The 18,049-nt window shown below is 39.3% G+C and carries 16 protein-coding genes and 2 tRNA genes; 9 read left to right on the top strand and 9 right to left on the bottom strand.

The window, feature by feature from the left end:
* Window positions 1-124 precede the first annotated feature (124 nt).
* The 7 genes from FJR11_RS11650 (at window position 125) to FJR11_RS11620 (ending at window position 7,393) form a co-directional block, all read left to right on the top strand.
* Complete coding sequence (locus tag FJR11_RS11650) at window positions 125-1,468, top strand: histidine phosphatase family protein (protein WP_168503828.1); 1,344 nt, start codon at window positions 125-127, stop codon at window positions 1,466-1,468.
* Between the two features lie 255 nt (window positions 1,469-1,723).
* Window positions 1,724-2,986 (top strand): dihydroorotase, encoded by a 1,263-nt coding sequence (locus FJR11_RS11645; RefSeq protein WP_168503827.1) that lies wholly within the window; start codon window positions 1,724-1,726, stop codon window positions 2,984-2,986.
* A 92-nt stretch (window positions 2,987-3,078) separates the two neighbouring features.
* The gene (locus FJR11_RS11640; protein ID WP_168503826.1) at window positions 3,079-4,515 is read left to right on the top strand and encodes an FAD-binding domain-containing protein; all 1,437 of its coding nucleotides are present in this window, start codon (window positions 3,079-3,081) and stop codon (window positions 4,513-4,515) included.
* Window positions 4,516-4,908: 393 nt separating this feature from the next.
* The gene (locus FJR11_RS11635) at window positions 4,909-5,226 is read left to right on the top strand and encodes a 2Fe-2S iron-sulfur cluster-binding protein (RefSeq protein WP_168503825.1); all 318 of its coding nucleotides are present in this window, start codon (window positions 4,909-4,911) and stop codon (window positions 5,224-5,226) included.
* Window positions 5,227-5,300: 74 nt separating this feature from the next.
* On the top strand, window positions 5,301-5,483 hold the full coding sequence (locus FJR11_RS11630; protein WP_168503824.1) for a hypothetical protein: 183 nt from the start codon (window positions 5,301-5,303) through the stop codon (window positions 5,481-5,483).
* Between the two features lie 169 nt (window positions 5,484-5,652).
* Entirely contained in the window at window positions 5,653-6,696 is a 1,044-nt protein-coding gene (locus tag FJR11_RS11625; protein ID WP_168503823.1) for a DUF3326 domain-containing protein, read from the top strand.
* Window positions 6,697-6,811: 115 nt separating this feature from the next.
* Window positions 6,812-7,393, top strand: coding sequence for a CPBP family intramembrane glutamic endopeptidase (locus tag FJR11_RS11620; protein WP_168503822.1), 582 nt, complete (start codon window positions 6,812-6,814; stop codon window positions 7,391-7,393).
* A 220-nt stretch (window positions 7,394-7,613) separates the two neighbouring features.
* Here FJR11_RS11620 and FJR11_RS11615 read toward each other — a convergent pair whose 3' ends face one another.
* The 3 genes from FJR11_RS11615 to FJR11_RS11605 all read right to left on the bottom strand — a co-directional run bounded on the left by FJR11_RS11615 (window position 7,614) and on the right by FJR11_RS11605 (window position 10,681).
* Window positions 7,614-8,093, bottom strand: a complete 480-nt coding sequence (locus tag FJR11_RS11615; RefSeq protein WP_168503821.1) for a plasmid segregation centromere-binding protein ParR — start codon at window positions 8,091-8,093, stop codon at window positions 7,614-7,616.
* A 5-nt stretch (window positions 8,094-8,098) separates the two neighbouring features.
* Entirely contained in the window at window positions 8,099-9,250 is a 1,152-nt protein-coding gene (locus FJR11_RS11610) for a ParM/StbA family protein (RefSeq protein ID WP_168503820.1), read from the bottom strand.
* Window positions 9,251-9,598: 348 nt separating this feature from the next.
* A complete protein-coding gene (locus FJR11_RS11605) occupies window positions 9,599-10,681 on the bottom strand; it encodes a Gfo/Idh/MocA family protein (RefSeq protein WP_168503819.1) in 1,083 nt (360 codons plus the stop codon).
* Between the two features lie 573 nt (window positions 10,682-11,254).
* Between FJR11_RS11605 and queC the strand changes: the two genes are divergently transcribed.
* Window positions 11,255-11,941 (top strand): 7-cyano-7-deazaguanine synthase QueC, encoded by a 687-nt coding sequence (gene queC, locus FJR11_RS11600; protein ID WP_168503818.1) that lies wholly within the window; start codon window positions 11,255-11,257, stop codon window positions 11,939-11,941.
* A gap of 309 nt (window positions 11,942-12,250) precedes the next feature.
* Here the strand turns inward: queC and FJR11_RS11595 are convergent, their stop codons facing one another.
* Window positions 12,251-13,597 (bottom strand): hemolysin family protein, encoded by a 1,347-nt coding sequence (locus FJR11_RS11595; protein ID WP_168503817.1) that lies wholly within the window; start codon window positions 13,595-13,597, stop codon window positions 12,251-12,253.
* 119 nt (window positions 13,598-13,716) lie between these two features.
* A complete protein-coding gene (locus FJR11_RS11590; protein WP_168503816.1) occupies window positions 13,717-14,421 on the bottom strand; it encodes a hypothetical protein in 705 nt (234 codons plus the stop codon).
* A 256-nt stretch (window positions 14,422-14,677) separates the two neighbouring features.
* On the opposite strand from FJR11_RS11590, the gene FJR11_RS11585 reads away from it, so the two are divergent.
* A tRNA-Ile gene (locus FJR11_RS11585) sits at window positions 14,678-14,750 on the top strand.
* 244 nt (window positions 14,751-14,994) lie between these two features.
* Here the strand turns inward: FJR11_RS11585 and FJR11_RS11580 are convergent.
* The 4 genes from FJR11_RS11580 to FJR11_RS11565 form a co-directional block, all read right to left on the bottom strand.
* Window positions 14,995-15,067, bottom strand: a tRNA-Phe gene (locus tag FJR11_RS11580).
* A 77-nt stretch (window positions 15,068-15,144) separates the two neighbouring features.
* Entirely contained in the window at window positions 15,145-15,978 is an 834-nt protein-coding gene (locus FJR11_RS11575) for a metal ABC transporter permease (protein WP_168503815.1), read from the bottom strand.
* A gap of 113 nt (window positions 15,979-16,091) precedes the next feature.
* Complete coding sequence (locus tag FJR11_RS11570) at window positions 16,092-16,874, bottom strand: metal ABC transporter ATP-binding protein (protein WP_174763007.1); 783 nt, start codon at window positions 16,872-16,874, stop codon at window positions 16,092-16,094.
* A gap of 90 nt (window positions 16,875-16,964) precedes the next feature.
* Window positions 16,965-17,948: a metal ABC transporter solute-binding protein, Zn/Mn family gene (locus FJR11_RS11565; RefSeq protein WP_168503814.1), complete on the bottom strand. Its 984-nt coding sequence runs from the start codon at window positions 17,946-17,948 to the stop codon at window positions 16,965-16,967.
* Between the last annotated feature and the right edge of the window lie 101 nt (window positions 17,949-18,049).

The raw sequence follows: 18,049 nt of genomic DNA, 5'->3' as shown, positions 1-18,049 counted from the left end.
TATTGTTTGAGCTTAACCGAAAAGTATTGATTGCTATGGGAGCGAGAAAACGAAAAAAATTAGCAATTACCTAGATAGGACATTTTGCAGTAGAATTAGGGCTTTAAATAGAGGAAGACAAAAAATGACCCGTGTGATCATCGTGCGTCATGGTCAAAGTACCTACAATATAGAAAAACGTATTCAAGGGCGTACAGATGCCTCATCATTAACCGCAAAAGGTGAAAATGATGCCAGTCAAGCAGGTAAAGCCCTCAGTAGTATTTCCTTTCAAGCTATTTATAGTAGTCCCCTCCAGCGAGCAAAATCTACAGCGGAAATTATCCGCAATCAATTAGCTGCACAATCTCCTGTGATTCAAATTGATGAACAGTTGGTAGAAGTTGATTTACCCCTGTGGGTAGGAATGACAACCAGTGAAGTTCAAGAACAGTTAACAGAAGACTACCGCACTTGGAAAGAACGTCCCCACGAATTGCGGATGCTAATCAAGGAAGATTCCGGGACTAGAGAACATTTCCCTGTACTGGCTTTATACGCTCAAGCCAAACAGTTTTGGCAAGAGGTTCTCCCCCAACATCAAGGAGAAACTATCCTGATTGTGGGTCATAATGGCATCAATCGCGCCTTAATTAGCACAGCTTTGGGAATTTCTCCCAGTCGCTACCATTGTTTACAACAATCTAACTGTGGCATTAGTATCTTAAATTTTGCCGGTGGTTTGGGTGAACCAGTGCAGTTAGAATCCATGAATCAAACCCAACATTTGGGGGAAACTTTCCCTTCTCTGCGTCCTGGTCACAAAGGCGTAAGATTATTATTAGTCCGTCATGGCGAAACAGAATGGAATCGTCAAGGCAAATTTCAAGGACAAATTGATATTCCCCTCAATGATAATGGCAGAAACCAAGCCGGAAAAGCCGCCGAATTTCTCAAAGACGTAAATATTGACTTTGCTGTTAGCAGTACCATGTCCCGTCCCAAGGAAACAGCGGAAATTATCTTAAAATATCATGCTAGTTTGAAGTTAGAACTATTTGCTGGTTTAAGAGAAATTAGTCATGGACTTTGGGAAGGCAAATTTGAATCAGAAATTGAGCAAGAATTTCCTGGAGAATTAGAAAATTGGCGCACAATACCGGCTCAAGTGCAAATGCCAGAAGGGGAAAATTTAACACAGGTAAGAGAACGTAGTGTTGCTGATTGGCATACCATAGTTAAAAATGCCGAAGCGCAGCAATTACAACTAGGCTTAGTAGTCGCCCATGATGCCACTAATAAAACCTTATTGTGTAATATTCTCGGTTTATCTAACGAGAATTTCTGGAACTTCCGTCAAGGTAATGGGGCTGTGAGTGTGATTGATTATCCCAATGGTAGTCAAGGTTATCCAGTGCTGCAAGCCATGAATATTACTGGACATTTAAGTAATAGTGTTCTGGATAAAACTGCGGCTGGGGCGTTGTAATTTGCAAGAATAAACTACTTATCGGAGATGTCTACTCCATTCCAGAAAATTCTGTTTAGTCAGGTAGACACAATTAAATATGAAATGGGCGGACATGACTTCGACATAAGCGTTTAGTCTAAAGCTGCCTACTCCACAAGAGTAATATATTGATTGTGGGGTGGGTTTCTAGCCCGCTCTAGTATTAAATCGCCAATTTGTATATTCAAACTGTAAAATAGACAACGGCTAGAGCATTGATAAGTAATATTCCCCATGACTAAAGAACTATTAAAACAAGTAAGAGTAATTGATCCTGTCCAGAAAACTGACACTGTAGCTGATGTATTAATTATTGACGGTTATATCCAATCTATCGCCCCACAAATTACAGATTTTAGTGCTGATACTTCTATTCGTGATTGTCAAGGCTTAGTTCTTGGGGCTGGATTAGTTGATTTATATAGTCATTCCGGCGAACCTGGTTTTGAAGAACGAGAAACCCTCAGTTCTTTCTTACAAGCTGCCGCTGCTGGTGGTTTTACTAGAATTGGTGTTTTACCAGATACATTACCAGTGATTGATCAACCTGCTTTGGTGGCACAGCTACAGCAACACAGAGATCGGGAAAAACCTTGTCCTCATCTCCACATCTGGGGGGCAATTACTTTAGATTTAGCAGGTAAACAGTTAACAGAAGTAGCAGATTTAGTTACAGCGGGGGTTGTGGGTTTTACTGATGCTAAACCTTGGGAAAATTTAGGGATAGTCAGACGGGTTTTGGAGTATCTGCAACCCTTTGGCAAATCGGTGGCTTTTTGGCCATGCGATCGCCATTTAGCAGCCAGTGGGACAATGCGGGAAGGTGCAGAAGCCTTGCGAATAGGTTTACCCCCCATCCCAGCTAGTGCGGAAACAACAGCGATAGCAGCTTTATTAGAATTAGTCGCGGATATTGGTACACCAGTCCATATTATGCGTGTTTCCACGGCTCGCAGTGTAGAATTAATCGCTCAAGCCAAAGCTCAAGGTGTCCCCATTACTGCTAGTACAACCTGGATGCACGTTTTACTCGATACAACATCTGTTAGAAGTTATCACACATCTTTGCATTTAGATCCGCCTTTGGGAAATCATCACGATATGTTATGCTTGCGGGAAGCGGTAAGAACTGGGGTAATAGATGCGATCGCTATTGATCACGCACCTTATACTTATGAGGAAAAAGTTCAAGCCTTTTCCGAGTCCCCACCGGGAGCAATTGGTTTAGAATTAGCATTACCCCTACTTTGGCACAATCTCGTAGCCACTGGGGAATTTACAGCTTTAGAATTATGGCGCGTTTTGAGTCATCAACCTGCGGCTTGTTTACAACAAGAGGTTACAGCCATTCAACCTGGTGAAAAAGCTGAATTAACATTATTTGATCCTCAGCAAGTCTGGAATGTAAATAAAGCAAATCTCCAGACGCTTTCTTATAATACTCCTTGGTTTGGGCAGGAAGTTACTGGTCGGGTTGTGCAAGTTTGGTATAATTGAATAAAATTTACAGGATTTCTATTTGATTTACCAGCATTATTCTTTTTAACTAACCGCAGAGGCGCAGAGGGCGCAGAGGTAAAGAAAAATAGATGTCTGATCTAATTTTGTTTTGGCATCGTCGGGATTTACGCATTTCTGATCATACGGGACTGGCTGCGGCTAGAGAAAAAAGTGCGAAGATTGTGGGTGTGTTTTGTTTAGATCCCCAGATTCTCGAAAGTGATGATATTGCTCCTGCTAGGGTAAAATATATGCTTGGCTGTTTGCAAGCACTTCAAGAAAGATATCGGCAAGCGGGTAGTCAATTATTGATTTTACAAAATGATCCTATCATCGCAATCCCTAAGTTAGCAGCAGCATTAAAAGCTAAAGCTGTATTTTGGAATTGGGATGTTGAACCTTATTCCCAAATACGAGATTTAGCAGTAATTGATGCTTTGAAAGTTCAAGGAATTGAGTTTCTTACTCACAATTGGGATCAATTATTGCACTCTCCAACGGAAATTTTTAGCGGTGCAAAAACTCCCTATACTGTTTATACTCCTTTCTGGAAAAATTGGATTACTAAATCTAAAGCTAAACCCGTTAAAACTTTAGCAAATATTGAAGGTTTAACAGCTAAAGAACAAGAAATTTCTCAACAAGCGGGAACAATTAATTTACCTTCTGCTGAAGATTTAGGTTTTATTTGGGATACAGAATTAATAATTTCTCCCGGAGAATTGGCAGCACAAGCACGATTAGATAATTTTGCAAAATCTGCTATTAATGAATATCAAGAACAGCGGAATTTTCCCGCAATTGATGGTACATCTCAATTAAGTGCGGCTTTGAAGTTTGGTGTCATTGGGATGAGAACTATTTGGGAAGCTACTATAGAAGCATTAGCCAATAGTAATAGTGAAGAAGTAAATGCCAGTATCCAAACATGGCAAAAAGAATTAGCATGGCGGGAATTTTATCAACACGCTATGTACCATTTTCCAGCCTTAGCTACTGGTGCATATAGAGATACTTTTAAAACCTTCCCTTGGCGAAATAATGAAACATATTTTCAAGCTTGGTGTGAGGGAAAAACAGGTTATCCAATAGTTGATGCGGCTATGCGGCAATTAAATGAAACCGGCTGGATGCACAATAGATGTAGAATGATAGTGGCGAGTTTTTTGACTAAAGATTTAATTATTAATCCTCAATGGGGAGAAAAATATTTCATGCAGAAACTCATTGATGGTGATTTATCTGCTAATAATGGAGGTTGGCAATGGAGTGCTTCTAGTGGTATGGACCCCCAACCATTACGCATTTTTAACCCAGCGAGTCAAACTCAAAAATTTGATGCAGAAGCAGAATATATTCGTCAATGGGTGTCAGAATTGCGTTCTATAGATACAGAATATTTGGTAACTGGGAAAATTCCCCCTTTAGAATGTCATCGTGTTAATTATCCCAAACCAATTGTTGATCATCAAAAACAGCAAGCTTTATTTAAACAAATATATCAGCAACAAAAAGCTGTTAGTTAATTTATTTGTCTGAATCAGGATTTCCAGGATTTGAGGATGTACAGGATGTTATTTACCAATTACCCATTGTTGAATGATATTATGTTCATAATTTTCTGAATTGAGATTATCAAAATCATTCTACATTCTATCCTGTAAATCCTTTAATCCTGGACATCCTGATTTAGACAAAAGCCTCATCTGTCAATTAATCTATTTTGATACAATAGCTACTAATTAATTATAATATATTATCCATATATACGGATATAAATTAATTAGTTAATGGCACAGTATCCTCTAAAAAGTTAGCAACATTAAAAAAGATAAACTTTCGCAAATCAGACAAGATTACTATATATTATCAGGTAGAATAAGATATTTGTCCGTTGTCAAAAGTTGCTGCTATATAATATGTCCAAAACTTACACCGTAGAAATTAACCACCAAGGTACAAAATATACTCTGCAAGTTCCCGAAAATGAAGTTATCCTCACAGCCGCTTCAGCTATTGGTTTAGACTTACCGACTTCTTGCGGCGCTGGTGTTTGCACAACTTGTGCGGCTTTGGTTACGGAAGGAACTGTAGAACAAGCAGATGGTATGGGTGTAAGTCCAGAATTGCAAAAACAAGGCTATGCACTACTTTGTGTTGCTAAACCTCTTTCTGATTTAAAAATTGAAACAGAAAAAGAAGACATCGTTTATCAAGCGCAATTTGGTAAAGCCTAGGTAATAATTGATAATTACCAATGTCCCAAAAATTGCTGTATTCTCAAAATCACAAATACAAAGGATTTAGGATCATGACAACTCACTTTATTACAGCCGAAATCGAATTACAAGAAACCCCAACCGAGTTAGAAAAAGCCATTACAGCGGAATTGCAAAAACAAGGTGAACCTCTGCGTTGGGCTATTACCGCTATTGACGAAGAACAACAAACCGCAACAGTGGAAGCTGTAGTTACAAGTCAAAATGTTCACTAATTAATTTAATAATTAATAGGTAGCGATCGCCTATAATCATACCAAGCGATCGCACATTTTTTCAACTAAAATCTATTAACTGTAATTTCATTTTAAACTAATTTGTTCTGATTTATTGGGTTTAGGTAAACTCCTAAATTTTGCTACAAATTAGCACTGATTATTAACTATGTACAAACCATATACCGTAATTTTAATTATACCCACAGGCATTGGGGCAGCCATTGGCGGTTATGCTGGTGATGCGTTACCAGTAGCTAGAGTTATATCACAGGTATGCGATCGCTTGATTACTCATCCCAATGTCATGAACGGCGCAAGTTTATACTGGAACATTCCCAACACTTTCTATGTTGAAGGTTATGGTTTAGATAAATTTGCGGCTGGAGAATGGGGTTTACGTCCCGTTCGTAGTAATAGAGTAGGTTTACTTTTAGACCAGGGTATCGAACCAGAATTAATGCTGCGACACTTGCAGGTAGCCGACGCAGCCAAAGCCACCCTAGGATTAAATATTACAAATCATGTTATTACTGATGCACCTTTAAACGTAGAATTACGAACTTCTCCATCAGGGACAAGTTGGGGAACAATAGGGAATCCTGATAGTTTATTACGGGCTGCTGAGAAATTAATTATAGAAGAAAAAGCCGAAGCGATCGCAGTTGTTACCCGGTTCCCCGACGACATGGACGAAATCGCAGTTCAAAACTATCGCCAAGGTGAAGGAGTAGACCCTCTAGCAGGTGCAGAAGCTGTCATTAGCCATTTATTAGTTAGAACTTTTAAAATTCCCTGCGCCCATGCTCCCGCCCTTGCTGCTGCCCCCCCAGCCCCCAATTTATCACCCCGTGCAGCGGCTGAAGAAATAGGTTACACATTCTTACCTTGTGTTTTAGTTGGGTTAAGTAACGCCCCGCAATTTATCATGAATACAGAAGTTCAAAATTCTTTATCAACTGATATTTGGGCGAATCAAGTTGATGCTGTAATTATTCCTGCCACTGCTTGTGGAAGCAGTGCTTTATTGAGCTTAAGCCAAAAACAATGTCAAATAATTACAGTTGCAGAAAATAAAACCTTAATCCAAGTTTCTGCTCCCATGTTAAGAATTCCAACCTTACAGGTAAACTCATACTTGGAAGCAGTCGGCCTATTAGTCGCTGATAAAGCAGGTATTAATCTTGGCTCATTAGTCACTAGTAATTGGTAATAACGGAAGTTGCTAATTAGAAATGTATAGGAAACAGGGGAATTAACAATCACTAATTACCAATTACCAATTACCAATTACCAATCATCAATTACCATTATTTATCTAAATTCCCGTGGTTGAACAACAAAATCAAGAACCAGAAATTCCTTACCTATCACGTACCCAAGTTTTAGTAGCAATGGGTGTAACTGCGATTATTCTCTGGATAGTTGCCAAGTTATGGTTGCGCTGGGGTAACATTATTCTCTTTAAGTGGCATTGGCGCGAACAAGACTTATTATTAGGAATTAGTTTAGGCATAATCATTACCATGTTAAGTGGTTTAGCTTATCGCCTTTTTCCTCCTTATCGTAAAAGTGCAGATTCTTATCTAGAAATGGTTCTCAAACCTCTAGCTTTACCGGACTTAATTTGGTTAGGATTACTCCCCGGTTTAAGTGAAGAATTATTATTTCGAGGTGTAATGCTACCCGCTTTAGGTGGAGATCATACCGCTGTGATAGTATCAAGTCTTTGTTTTGGAGTTTTACACCTTAGCGGTTCCGAACAATGGCCTTATGTAATTTGGGCAACTATAATTGGTATTATTTTAGGTTATAGCGCCCTATTAAGTGGCAACTTGTTATTACCAATAGTTGCTCATATCGTGACCAATTTGCTATCTAGCTATTTATGGAAAATCCAAAAACTTTAGATAGAGGGTAGTACCGCAGGGTGGAAGTCAAAAGTAATATACAGTGGGATTTTTGGCGATTTAAAATGGTTGCTATATTTACGCCGTGATGTAGTAGGGATTTTTGCTAATTTTTAATTTTTACACGAAATATCCCACCAATAATGCTGAAATAGCTTAGTGGTGGGACTTACGGTAGTTTAGTTAAGAGTTTTTCTCAAAGTAAAAACCCGGTCTTTTCTTAGAAATCATCAAGAAATTGACCAATACGACTAATTACAGGGTCTAATTCTTGAGGTTCAGATTTATGTTCTGGTATGCCTTGGGCCACGCTAACGCTATCAGGAGGAATATAAGTAAGTGGTTGCTGATTCAGGATGACTGCCAACTTTGCGACTTGTTGAGTAAGTTGCAACATTTGACTTTCCATAGCCTCCAAACGATGGGACTCCCTCATAAAAAAGCGTTCCTCAAAACCTGCCATTTGACGTTGCATCTCACCAATTTTTTGTTCAACCGTAGTTATACTTGCTGTATTAGAAGCTGGTTGTACAGATTCTGGGACACATAAAACTTTCCAGAGAGCCTCTTTACATAGGTCGCTAAAAGTTTTATCTGGCTGTGCCTCTAAGTAGTTTTCCACCTGCGCTAACAAGCTTTCATCAGCAATGTCTGGATTGAACGTAACGGATTTAACTACCTTTTTTGACCATTGGAACATCAGTTTTATGACCTAGCAGAGCGACTAGCAGCAGATAATTGCGCTTCTCCATAAATATACTGCCCCAAAGCATTGGCCTGCCGAGAAGGTGCAGCTAAATAAGCGTTGATTTGAGCTTCCTTGAGCAGACGTTGTATATCTTCCCAGAAAAACTCTCCACCACCACCTGTAATAATCACATCAGTTACCCGCTCTGGCAACCACGCTAACACACGAGAGCAGATTTCCCGTGAAAACTGCTCTGTCAAATTGGGGAGAAAATCATCCAAATTAGTAGGCTTACTAGCACCTTTGGGACGGTAAAAGCGATCGCCTTTAGGCTTATTAACCGCAGAAATTAATGCTAAAGATTGACTATCAGCGCCGCCTATTTCCGCAGCTACCATTTCATAAAACTTGCTCATCCCAAAGTCTTCACTTTTAGAAGCGGCTCTGGCAAAGCGGAAATTATCCACCATGAGCATATCAATGGTTTGGTGGCCAATATCAACAATCCCCACAGATATTTTTGTAAAATCGGGAACTGCTGTTGCTTTATTCGGTTGAGTTTCTGACCACAGCAAACTACCATATCCTTCAGGCATTACCCAGACTTTAGTAATGTTCAAAGATAAAGATTCACCTCGAAAATTCACTACATGAGGTCCAGTTACCAAGCTAGTTAACTGTGCCTTTTCTTTTTCAAATTGTTCCAAAGATAAGAAAGGTAGACCGAGGACAACCGCAATTTCATCTTTAAGTTTAAAGTACCCGGCAGATGATAACACTTTGATCAGTGCATCCTCTACTTTAGATTGGCCAACACCAAGACTTGCGCCAAAATCGGCGGCTAATTGCCCAACAGCATAGCCAGTACCTTGGTATTCCAGCCACAAATCCATTAGTGGGTCAGTTGCCTTAGCTTCAAATACACCACCGCGAACTTGCTCAATTGACATTCGCTTCACATTAGAAGAAATGAAAGCCACATTACCAGGTTCACGGCTCACACAGGTCTTTGTGGAGGTTCTACCTAAATCCACACTGAGAATAGTTTTACCGGAAACATTGGCTGGCTTTGCAGATCCAGCATTCATAGGTGTGGATGCTGCTGGAACTCGGTTCATGGGAATCGCAGCGGCATTCATTGGCGTAGCTGCGGAGGGTTGGTCTGTCATTGAAAGCTCCTCTGTAAAAAGTTATCACGCTCATCTTACAAAAAGGTGAGCTACAAAAAATTTTAGACTGGGTTAAGTGTAACTAGAAATACGTCAAAATTGATAATGGGCGATGGTCAATTTTTTATGATTTAGCATTTATGATGGCAGTTTTAGGCAGGTGTCAAGGTTTTATTCCTGATTTGGTGTTTTTACGCTTTTACTTGAGTTGCCGACAAATAAACACTATAGCAAGCAGTCCTACTTTCACTCCTAAAATGACTTCCAGAGGAGTTGCGGATAAATTCCCAGTCTCCACTTGTAATAGTGGGAGAAACAATCATTAATTCCCCCCACTGCCAGTGTTAGCTAAATAGTTGATGTCAAAGATTGGACTCTCGATTCCGAAGACCACTCTAATGGGTTCCAAACCCTTTCTTCTAAAGCCATCTGCTCAATTAAACTAGCCAAGCGCAAAGCTTTAAGAGCTTGTTCCCCACCCACAGAAGGCTGATTACCACCACGCACACAGTTGACAAAATGCTCTAACTCTGCACTGAGAGGTTGAACATTACTGGTATAAACCTTTTCGATTAAACCATCTTGTCTATATAAGACTTTTTGGTTGTCAAGATGAGGATTGATGGCGGTTTGCCGATGTACTAAAATCTCATTATTGAGAAAATCTGCTTCTGTAAAGGAATTTTTACAATGGGCAACTATGCGGCGAATTTTGCGGTGAGTAACTTTGCTGGCCGTCAGAGTAGCAACAACACCATTGGCAAAGCCCAATGTCGCTGTCACATAATCTAAATAACCTGAGTCTAAGGAACGAGTCCCACTGGCAGTCAATTTCACCACTGGTGAGGCAGCTAATTCTAGTAGTAAATCAATGTCATGGATCATTAAATCCAGCACTACGGAAACATCATTCGCCCGCGCTGAATAAGGACTCATGCGGTGAGATTCTAAAGCCAAAACTTCCTCGGTTTTGAGGACTTGACTAAGTTCCCTAAATGCGGGATTGAATCGCTCAATGTGACCAACTTGCAAAATACACTGAGATTCTGCCGCAGCGTTAACTAGAGATTCTGCCTCAGAAATACTAGCTGCTATCGGTTTTTCAATTAAAACATGGATTCCTGCTAACAAACAGTTGATACCCACAGCATAGTGGAGCCGTGTAGGTACAGCCACACAAATTGCGTCTACGTGGGGTAGTAAGTCGCAGTAATCTTCAAAAAAACGGGCTTTGTATTTGCTGGCAGTTTCTAAACCACGTTCGACGTTAATATCGGAAACACCGACTAGTTCCACATCTTTCATGGAACTCAGCACGCGGGTATGATGTTGTCCCATGTTGCCAACCCCAATCACGCCTATGCGGATATGGTGTGACTGATTGCGCTGTGAATATAGATTTGGTTCTGACACTGATATGCTATCTTGCACTATTGTTCTCTCCTCAACCACCAAATTTAGAGACGCTACGGTCGTTGGCCTTTATACTTAAACGCCAGGTTTGATTTGTCTTAAACCATCCAGATGGTAACATAGTGATTATCTTTATGAAGAATTTCAAAGTTTGGGTTCAGTTCCCGCCATCTGGTTATCTTTTCAGTCAACAGTTGTTAATTATCCTGTTTTATTCATCTAGGAGAAAAATTATGTGTTTTTTTTGTTGACTTTGTAAATTTCATAACTCCTTAATAGAAATTATCAGGTACGTATTGAGGGAATTAACTAAATCCAATAAATACCCGGTTTTTATAGTGGTCAATTAATCACCTTTTCTATAAGTAAAATTACAAGTCATCAAATAGTTAATACTCAGAGTATAATGTTTTGGACGATTTATACAATTAATATTCTCATTTGTGAGAGTCTTTTTGTACATATTTAATTTTTATTTGTGGTATTTTGTTGATTTTCCCATCTTTTGGCGGCAATTTGTGAAGAAATAGGTAATTGGTAAAATTGCCCTTTAATGTCCCTATTTCTTGATCTTCCCTTTCCCATTCCCATATGAAAGCTGTAATTCTCTTATCTGGTGGCTTAGATTCCTCGACTGTTCTTTACCAAGCAAAGGCTGATGGCTGTGAATGTTACGCTATTTCTTTTGATTATCAACAACGACATCGCAAAGAATTAAATTCCGCTTTAATGGTTGCCAAGGCGGCTGGAGTAATTCAACATCAAGTAGTTAATTTTGATTTACGACAATGGGGTGGTTCAGCACTTACGGATAACAAAATTGATTTACCTGAAGGGCGATCGCTCGATGACATGGCGCATAATATTCCTATCACCTATGTTCCTGCCCGAAATACCATCTTTTTAAGTTTCGCTTTGGGTTATGCAGAAGCGATCGCTGCCCAAAAAGTATATATTGGTGTTAATGCTCTAGATTATTCTGGCTACCCAGATTGTCGTCCTGATTATATCCAAGCCATGCAGGATGTTTTCCGCTTGGGAACAAAACAAGGACGTGAAGGACAACCAATTGAAATTATTGCACCACTTATTAATTTGAAAAAAACCGAAATTATCCAACTGGGCAACCAATTGGGAGTTCCTTGGGATCTCACTTGGTCTTGCTATGCTGGTGGTGATATTGCCTGTGGTGTCTGTGATTCTTGCCAATTAAGGTTAGCCGCTTTTGCCGAGTTGGGTTTAGAAGATGCTGTTCCTTATGCTGGGACAAACAATTAAAGAACTGCGCCCATTACCAAAGGAATGAAGGAAGCTGAAACCCTTATTTGGTAAGTATTACAGCGATTTTTGTTCGATTTTGAAAAAAATTTTGTTTGATCAGGGTTCATTTGCTGTTGGGCGTGGTAATATGAATATACTATTATAATGGAACATGAGCAAAATTATTATTTAGGCACGCATTCCCATTATAAGAATATCACCCTTGGCGGAAAAAGTCAACCGATTCAAACCTAAAAAAAAGAAATTTTTTTTAAATTTTTGCCAAAATTTTCACTTTTATCGCCTTTTTAGACCAATTACCATATCCTAAGAATTTAACATTTTAATTTGGATTTGGTGAAGACGGGGACCGATAACTGAGATGACAGTAAATTCAAGATTGTCATAATGGAAGATTTCGCCCTTATTAGGCATTTTCTGGCATTGATAGAGGAGAAAGCCGCCCAAAGTCTGATATTCTCTAATTAAAGGTAAATTGAGATGTAAGATTTGGTTAACTTCTTCTAAGTTAATTTGAGCTTGAACGAGAAACGTCTGTTGGTCTACCATTTGAATGAGCAAATCATTGATACCGTCAAGTTCCCCAGCATGACCAATAATTTCGGCAATAATATCTTGAATAGTTACCAGTCCCACAGTGCCGCCAAATTCATTAACTACCATCACCATAGCGGGTTTCTCTTGCTGCATCATTGGCAAAAGTTCACTTAAAAGAGTTTGTTCTGGCACAAATCGGGGGGGACGCATCCACGGTTGAATTTGTGTCTCTGGGGTGATTTTTCCTAAAGCTAAGGGTTGTGCTAAATCTTGAAAATAAACTATACCGCGAATGTCGTCTAAAGATTCGCCAATGATAGGATAGCGAGAGTGACCAGTCGATGTGATTTCCTGAAGTAATGTGTGAAAGCTGGCGGTTATGGGTAAAGCAATAATGCTAGTGCGGGGAATCATAATATCTTCGGCGGTAATATCCCCAAATTCAAAGACATTATTGAGCAGTTCCCGTTCGGCATTTTCTAAACCCGTAGATTCTCGTTCTGTAGAGATAATTAATTGTAATTCTTCCGGTGTCACTGGAGGTCGCCAACTTTGACCAGTGTATTCAATGCCAAATAATCGTAATAGCCAATGAGTTGATTGGTTAAGAACCCAGATAAAAGGACTGAAAAAACGGACTATGGATTTAACCGATGGACCTAAAAGCCTAGCTAGATGTTCTGAATACAACATTGCCACAGATTTAGGACACAATTCACCTAAAACTATTTGTAGATAAGCAATGGCAAAAAAGGCAATGGGGACTGATAAAGAATGAGTTAGGAGGTAATTAATTTTGAAGGGTAACGGCCAGGAATCGAGCCATTTTTCTACCAATACAGCAATTGTACTTTCGCCAATCCAACCCAGTGCCAGACTAGAAAGGGTAATACCTAATTGGGCTGTAGATAATAGTCTATCAAGACTGCGTTGTAATGTCTCGACAGCGATCGCTCGGATGTCACCAGCTTGCACTAATTGTTGAATCCGTGTGCGCCGCACTGTCACCATGGCAAATTCTGCCGTTACAAAAAAGGCATTGATAGCAATCAGCACTAGCACGCTACATAATCGCAGCCCCACATCTGTCCAACTTAAGGTAGAAAAAGCACTCACTGTCTAAGATAGTGTAGAATTTGACACTGGGGGAAAAAGAATTTAAGTTTTAGACTGAGGTATAAAAAATACAATCTAAAATTATGCACCGCAGGGAAGCCGAAGTCCAAAATTGAATGTTAATTACCTTTCTCTACAGGAATATCAGACAATTGTAACTTGAGTTTTTGAGCAGGATAATCAGTTAAAGATAGAGATATCTGTTTTACGTCATCAAGTAAAGCTGTAGGAATGCTGATTGTACCTTTAAACTCTGCACCTTTGGCGGGCAGTTCTGCGGGTAAGCCTTCTGTAATTGCACTCAAAGTTCTACCTTTATCGTCGGTAATATCTAAAAAGCTATAGAGAAACCGCACAGAATCACCACCTTTATTCTGCATATTCACTCTTAGCAATAAATCACCACCAGAATAGCGCACAGATTTTACAGACATGGTTACGCCTTCACTTTCAGCAGAGATCGGAAATCCGGGTTGGGATGCTTCTTCTGCTACTTCTTGGGGTTTTTCCTTGGGCTGCGGCTTGGTAGCTTTAATCTCTTCTTCATCTTCTGATTTGTCTGGTTTATTGCCTTTGTTTTTATCGTTAATTCGTGATTTAACTGATTTGAGAATATCTTCCTCTTTCAGAAAAGCTTCGCTTCCTAGCTGGGGATTATTAGTTTTGCTGCTGTTAAATTTAGTCACAGGACGACCATCCGGTGTAGTGACACCCTTAAGCGCCATACTCCCGAAGGTAAAGCCCAAAAAACCACTTGCAGAACCTGCACCCAACATCAGGGTTAACAAAATTAAAGTTAGTAGTACAGTAGTATTTATTTTCATCGGTGAGAAATTATTACGCCAGGGAAGGAGTATTAGATTTAGTTACTTTATATGCTACTAGGGATTTTTGAATTTGGCCTTGTCTATCCTAGCAAGATTCACCATCTGACAGCTTGGATATAAATAAAAATCTGGAATTGTTCTTGATAATTGTTTATAGGTTGCCAAATTATGGTACAATGGTGTACTGTGGTTAAAGTGAAGTCATAAATCAATGACTAAAGCTAAACCACAAGGTTAAAATTCGAGTAAATAGGCGCCTTTGGCCGATTGGGGAGGCAACGAACTCATAATTCGTCTTCAGGCTGGTTCGATTCCAGCAGGGCGCACTTTTTTAAAGTTACAGCGGGATTCAGAATTAAATCAGGGAAGTTAGAATAATCTAGAACCTGAAAAAGCGTTTGAGTAGAAAACAGTAGCTTTACCTTCTACAACTACCTCATTGAAGGTAATTAAAATTCATAGTCAAAATCAAGCCCAAAAATGCAAAAACTCCCACTAGAAATTTACTCAATTTCAGTAGGAGTTATCTAAATACCTTGATTACCAAGGGTTTCAGTTATCTTAATAAAATGCCAGGAACGAGACTTGAACTCGTGACACGAGGATTTTCAGTCCTCTGCTCTACCAACTGAGCTATCCCGGCAGGGGGCTTTTTCTTCACCACCAATATTGAATTTAGCATAGGAAAAAAGATAAGTCAAGGGGTTATCCAAAAAAAATTTAGCTAACCTTCATTGTCAATTTTACCCAGCTAAATACAGCCACAAATACGAGAAACTGCACAAAAACAATACTTGGACCAGAAGCCAGGTTAAATAACCCAGAAACCATCATTCCTGCGATACTACTGCTACAGCCGACAACCACCGATAGAATCAGAAAGCGGCTAAAATGGTGACTCATAAGTTTAGCTGTGGCTGCGGGAATCACTAAAAACGCATTTACCAACAAAACACCAACGGCTTTAATCGCTACAGCTACAGCGAGAGAAAGCAAAACAACGAATCCATAACGATATAATTGCACAGGCACACCTTGTACTTGAGCAACATCAGGATTAAGAGTTAATAAAATCTGTTGTGGCAGAGTTGATAATAGAAAAACGCTACTACCCACAAGTACCAACAGCGTCAAAATTAAATCTGTGTTATCTATCGCTAAAATATCGCCAAACAACACGCCCATTAAGTTACCGCGATATCCCTTAATAAAACTGGTAAGAATTACCCCAATAGCTAAAGCCCCAGATAGCACTATACTGAGAACGCTATCACTAGCCAAATCAGTTTTATCAATTAGGTAAAGAACAACAACCCCAAAAATTAACGTAAAAGGCAGTAACATCCAAGTAGGATTGGTGTTGAGTAACACGCCTAAAGCCACACCTACCAAGGCTGCATGACCAACCGCATGACTAAAAAAAGATAACTGCCGTAAAGTCACAAAACTGCCCAGTAAACCCCCCAGTATGCCCATTAATACAGCACCCATAATGGCACGCTGCATAAAGGGAAATTGCAATAAATTCACCAAGTCATCATAGTTAATGGTCATAGGAAGAGGAGTCAGGAGTCAGGAGTCAGGAGTCAGGAGTCAGGAATCAGGAGGGGAAAGAAGGAAAGAAGAAACTACCCAGTCCCCAATCCCCAGTCCCCAGTCCCTGTTCCCTAATGATGATGTTCATAGCGACTAAAACCAGGACCATAAGTAGCCAGAAGATTTTGTGGAGAAAGGGCTATTTCCGGTTTACCAGAACAAACAAGAGTTTGATTCAGACAGATGACGCGATCGCAATGACGGCTTACCATATCAATATCATGGGAAACTTGTAATACTGTCCAATTCTCTTCTCGTTTTAATTCATTTAACAAAGCATAAAAATCCGTTGTTCCTTGGACATCTACTCCAGCAAAAGCTTCATCCAATACTAACAATTTTCGTGGTGTTACCAAACAATAAGCTAATAATACCCGTTTGAGTTGACCACCACTAAGAGTCCCAATAGCCTGATTTCGCAAGCGATAAGCATCAGTACGGTGTAAAGCTGCGGTGACTGCTGCTGATGTTTCCCGTTTTTGTTGCCAAAATTTCGAGAAAAATGAATTTTTTCTATTCCCTATTCCTAAAGCTACCAATTCACTAACTGAAATTGGAAAACTGCGATCAAAAATAAAGTTTTGTGGCATATAACCCAACTGGTTACGCAAACTTGCTAGTCTGGAAATTGGGCGACCAAAAACTTCAATTGTCCCCGCACTTCGGGGAATTAAATCTAAAATAGCTCTGACTAAGGTACTTTTCCCAGCCCCATTCGGACCAACTATAGCTGTATCTGTTCCTGCTAACAACTCAAAGGAAACATCTCGTACAGCTAAATAGGTATTTTGGTAAACTGTTAACCCGGAAACTTTTAATATTGGTAATGTAATTTCTGCTTGTTCGTCATTCATGGAATTTAGGATTTGAGATGCCAATAATTTATAGTGATATATAGCAATCTGATTTGATTTAGGTAGGGGTTTAGCACTGCTAAACCCTCATCACTTGCACCCAGCGGATAAACTCTCCAAATTAGCTTTCATTGCCTTAAAATAATACTCTGGATTGGTATCACCCGTTTCTAAAGAATCCAAAGTCCGCACAGTTAACCCCAAATCTTGGGAAATACTTGTCAGTAATTTGTTGTCTAAACCCGGTTCGCTGAATAAGGCTTTAACTTTGTATTTTTTAACTGTATTCACCACTTTTTGGACATCTGTTGGGGAAAGTTGCTTTTCAGGAATTTCTACTACTGCTAATTGTTTAATGTTATAACGTTTGGCAAGATAGGGAAAAGCATCATGAAAGGTGATAAAGGTGCAGTTTGGTGTTTGTTTAATAGTTTGTTGAAATTCATTATTTAAATTATCTAATTTCTGGATATATGCTGCGGCATTAGCTTGATAATTGACTTTATTTTCTGGATCTGCGGTAATTAAACCATCTCGAATATTGATAATTTGCTGTTTTGCTAAAACTGGATCTAGCCAAACATGGGGATTGCCAAATTGGTGATCATGATCATGTTCTGCTGCTGCTGTTTTATCTATGGGGGAAATTTTATTAATAGCTGAAATACCTTTACTTGCATCAATTTCCACTAATTGAGAATTCTCGGCATTTTTAATTGTATCTGCCAAAAACTCCTCTAAGCCTAAACCATTTTTGACTAATATCTTCGCTGTAGCGATCGCTTTTACATTAGCTGGTGTCCCTTGATATTCATGTACCTCAGTACCCGGCTTAACTAAAATCTCTACATCTGCTACATCTCCAGCTACCGCTTTAGTAAACAAATAAACTGGTAAAAATGTTGTAACTACCTTAGTTTTTGGGATTTTTTGGGCTGGGACTGGCTCTGTTTTTACAACCTCACCACTGTTAGGATTATTACATCCATAAACTGCTGACAAAATTATTAAGGTAATTAGAGGTAAGAAATTTCTGGGTTTTTTATCTGTTTTGATTTCTTTGGGACTATTCATCGTTTCTAATTGACAATAAAACTTAATTGTGATTATATTACCATAATGAGATTCATTCTCATACAAATTATAAAAAATACTACTGTATCGAGAATTACAAA

The sequence above is a fragment of the Anabaena sp. UHCC 0187 genome, assembly GCF_009712035.1.
Taxonomy (GTDB): domain Bacteria; phylum Cyanobacteriota; class Cyanobacteriia; order Cyanobacteriales; family Nostocaceae; genus Dolichospermum.
Note: the sequence above shows the minus strand (reverse complement) of the source record. Positions and strands in the feature narration are given on the sequence as shown.

Excerpts from the sequence above, each read along its gene's own strand:
- FJR11_RS11630 (WP_168503824.1), top strand. The coding sequence starts at position 5,301 with ATGACAACTCACTTTATTACAGCCGAAATCGAATTACAAGAAACCCCA.
- FJR11_RS11590 (WP_168503816.1), bottom strand. The coding sequence starts at position 14,421 with ATGAAAATAAATACTACTGTACTACTAACTTTAATTTTGTTAACCCTG.
- FJR11_RS11650 (WP_168503828.1), top strand. The coding sequence starts at position 125 with ATGACCCGTGTGATCATCGTGCGTCATGGTCAAAGTACCTACAATATA.
- FJR11_RS11625 (WP_168503823.1), top strand. The coding sequence starts at position 5,653 with ATGTACAAACCATATACCGTAATTTTAATTATACCCACAGGCATTGGG.
- FJR11_RS11615 (WP_168503821.1), bottom strand. The coding sequence starts at position 8,093 with ATGTTCCAATGGTCAAAAAAGGTAGTTAAATCCGTTACGTTCAATCCA.
- FJR11_RS11645 (WP_168503827.1), top strand. The coding sequence starts at position 1,724 with ATGACTAAAGAACTATTAAAACAAGTAAGAGTAATTGATCCTGTCCAG.
- FJR11_RS11635 (WP_168503825.1), top strand. The coding sequence starts at position 4,909 with ATGTCCAAAACTTACACCGTAGAAATTAACCACCAAGGTACAAAATAT.
- FJR11_RS11565 (WP_168503814.1), bottom strand. The coding sequence starts at position 17,948 with ATGAATAGTCCCAAAGAAATCAAAACAGATAAAAAACCCAGAAATTTC.
- FJR11_RS11575 (WP_168503815.1), bottom strand. The coding sequence starts at position 15,978 with ATGACCATTAACTATGATGACTTGGTGAATTTATTGCAATTTCCCTTT.
- FJR11_RS11610 (WP_168503820.1), bottom strand. The coding sequence starts at position 9,250 with ATGACAGACCAACCCTCCGCAGCTACGCCAATGAATGCCGCTGCGATT.
- FJR11_RS11640 (WP_168503826.1), top strand. The coding sequence starts at position 3,079 with ATGTCTGATCTAATTTTGTTTTGGCATCGTCGGGATTTACGCATTTCT.
- FJR11_RS11570 (WP_174763007.1), bottom strand. The coding sequence starts at position 16,874 with ATGAATGACGAACAAGCAGAAATTACATTACCAATATTAAAAGTTTCC.
- queC (WP_168503818.1), top strand. The coding sequence starts at position 11,255 with ATGAAAGCTGTAATTCTCTTATCTGGTGGCTTAGATTCCTCGACTGTT.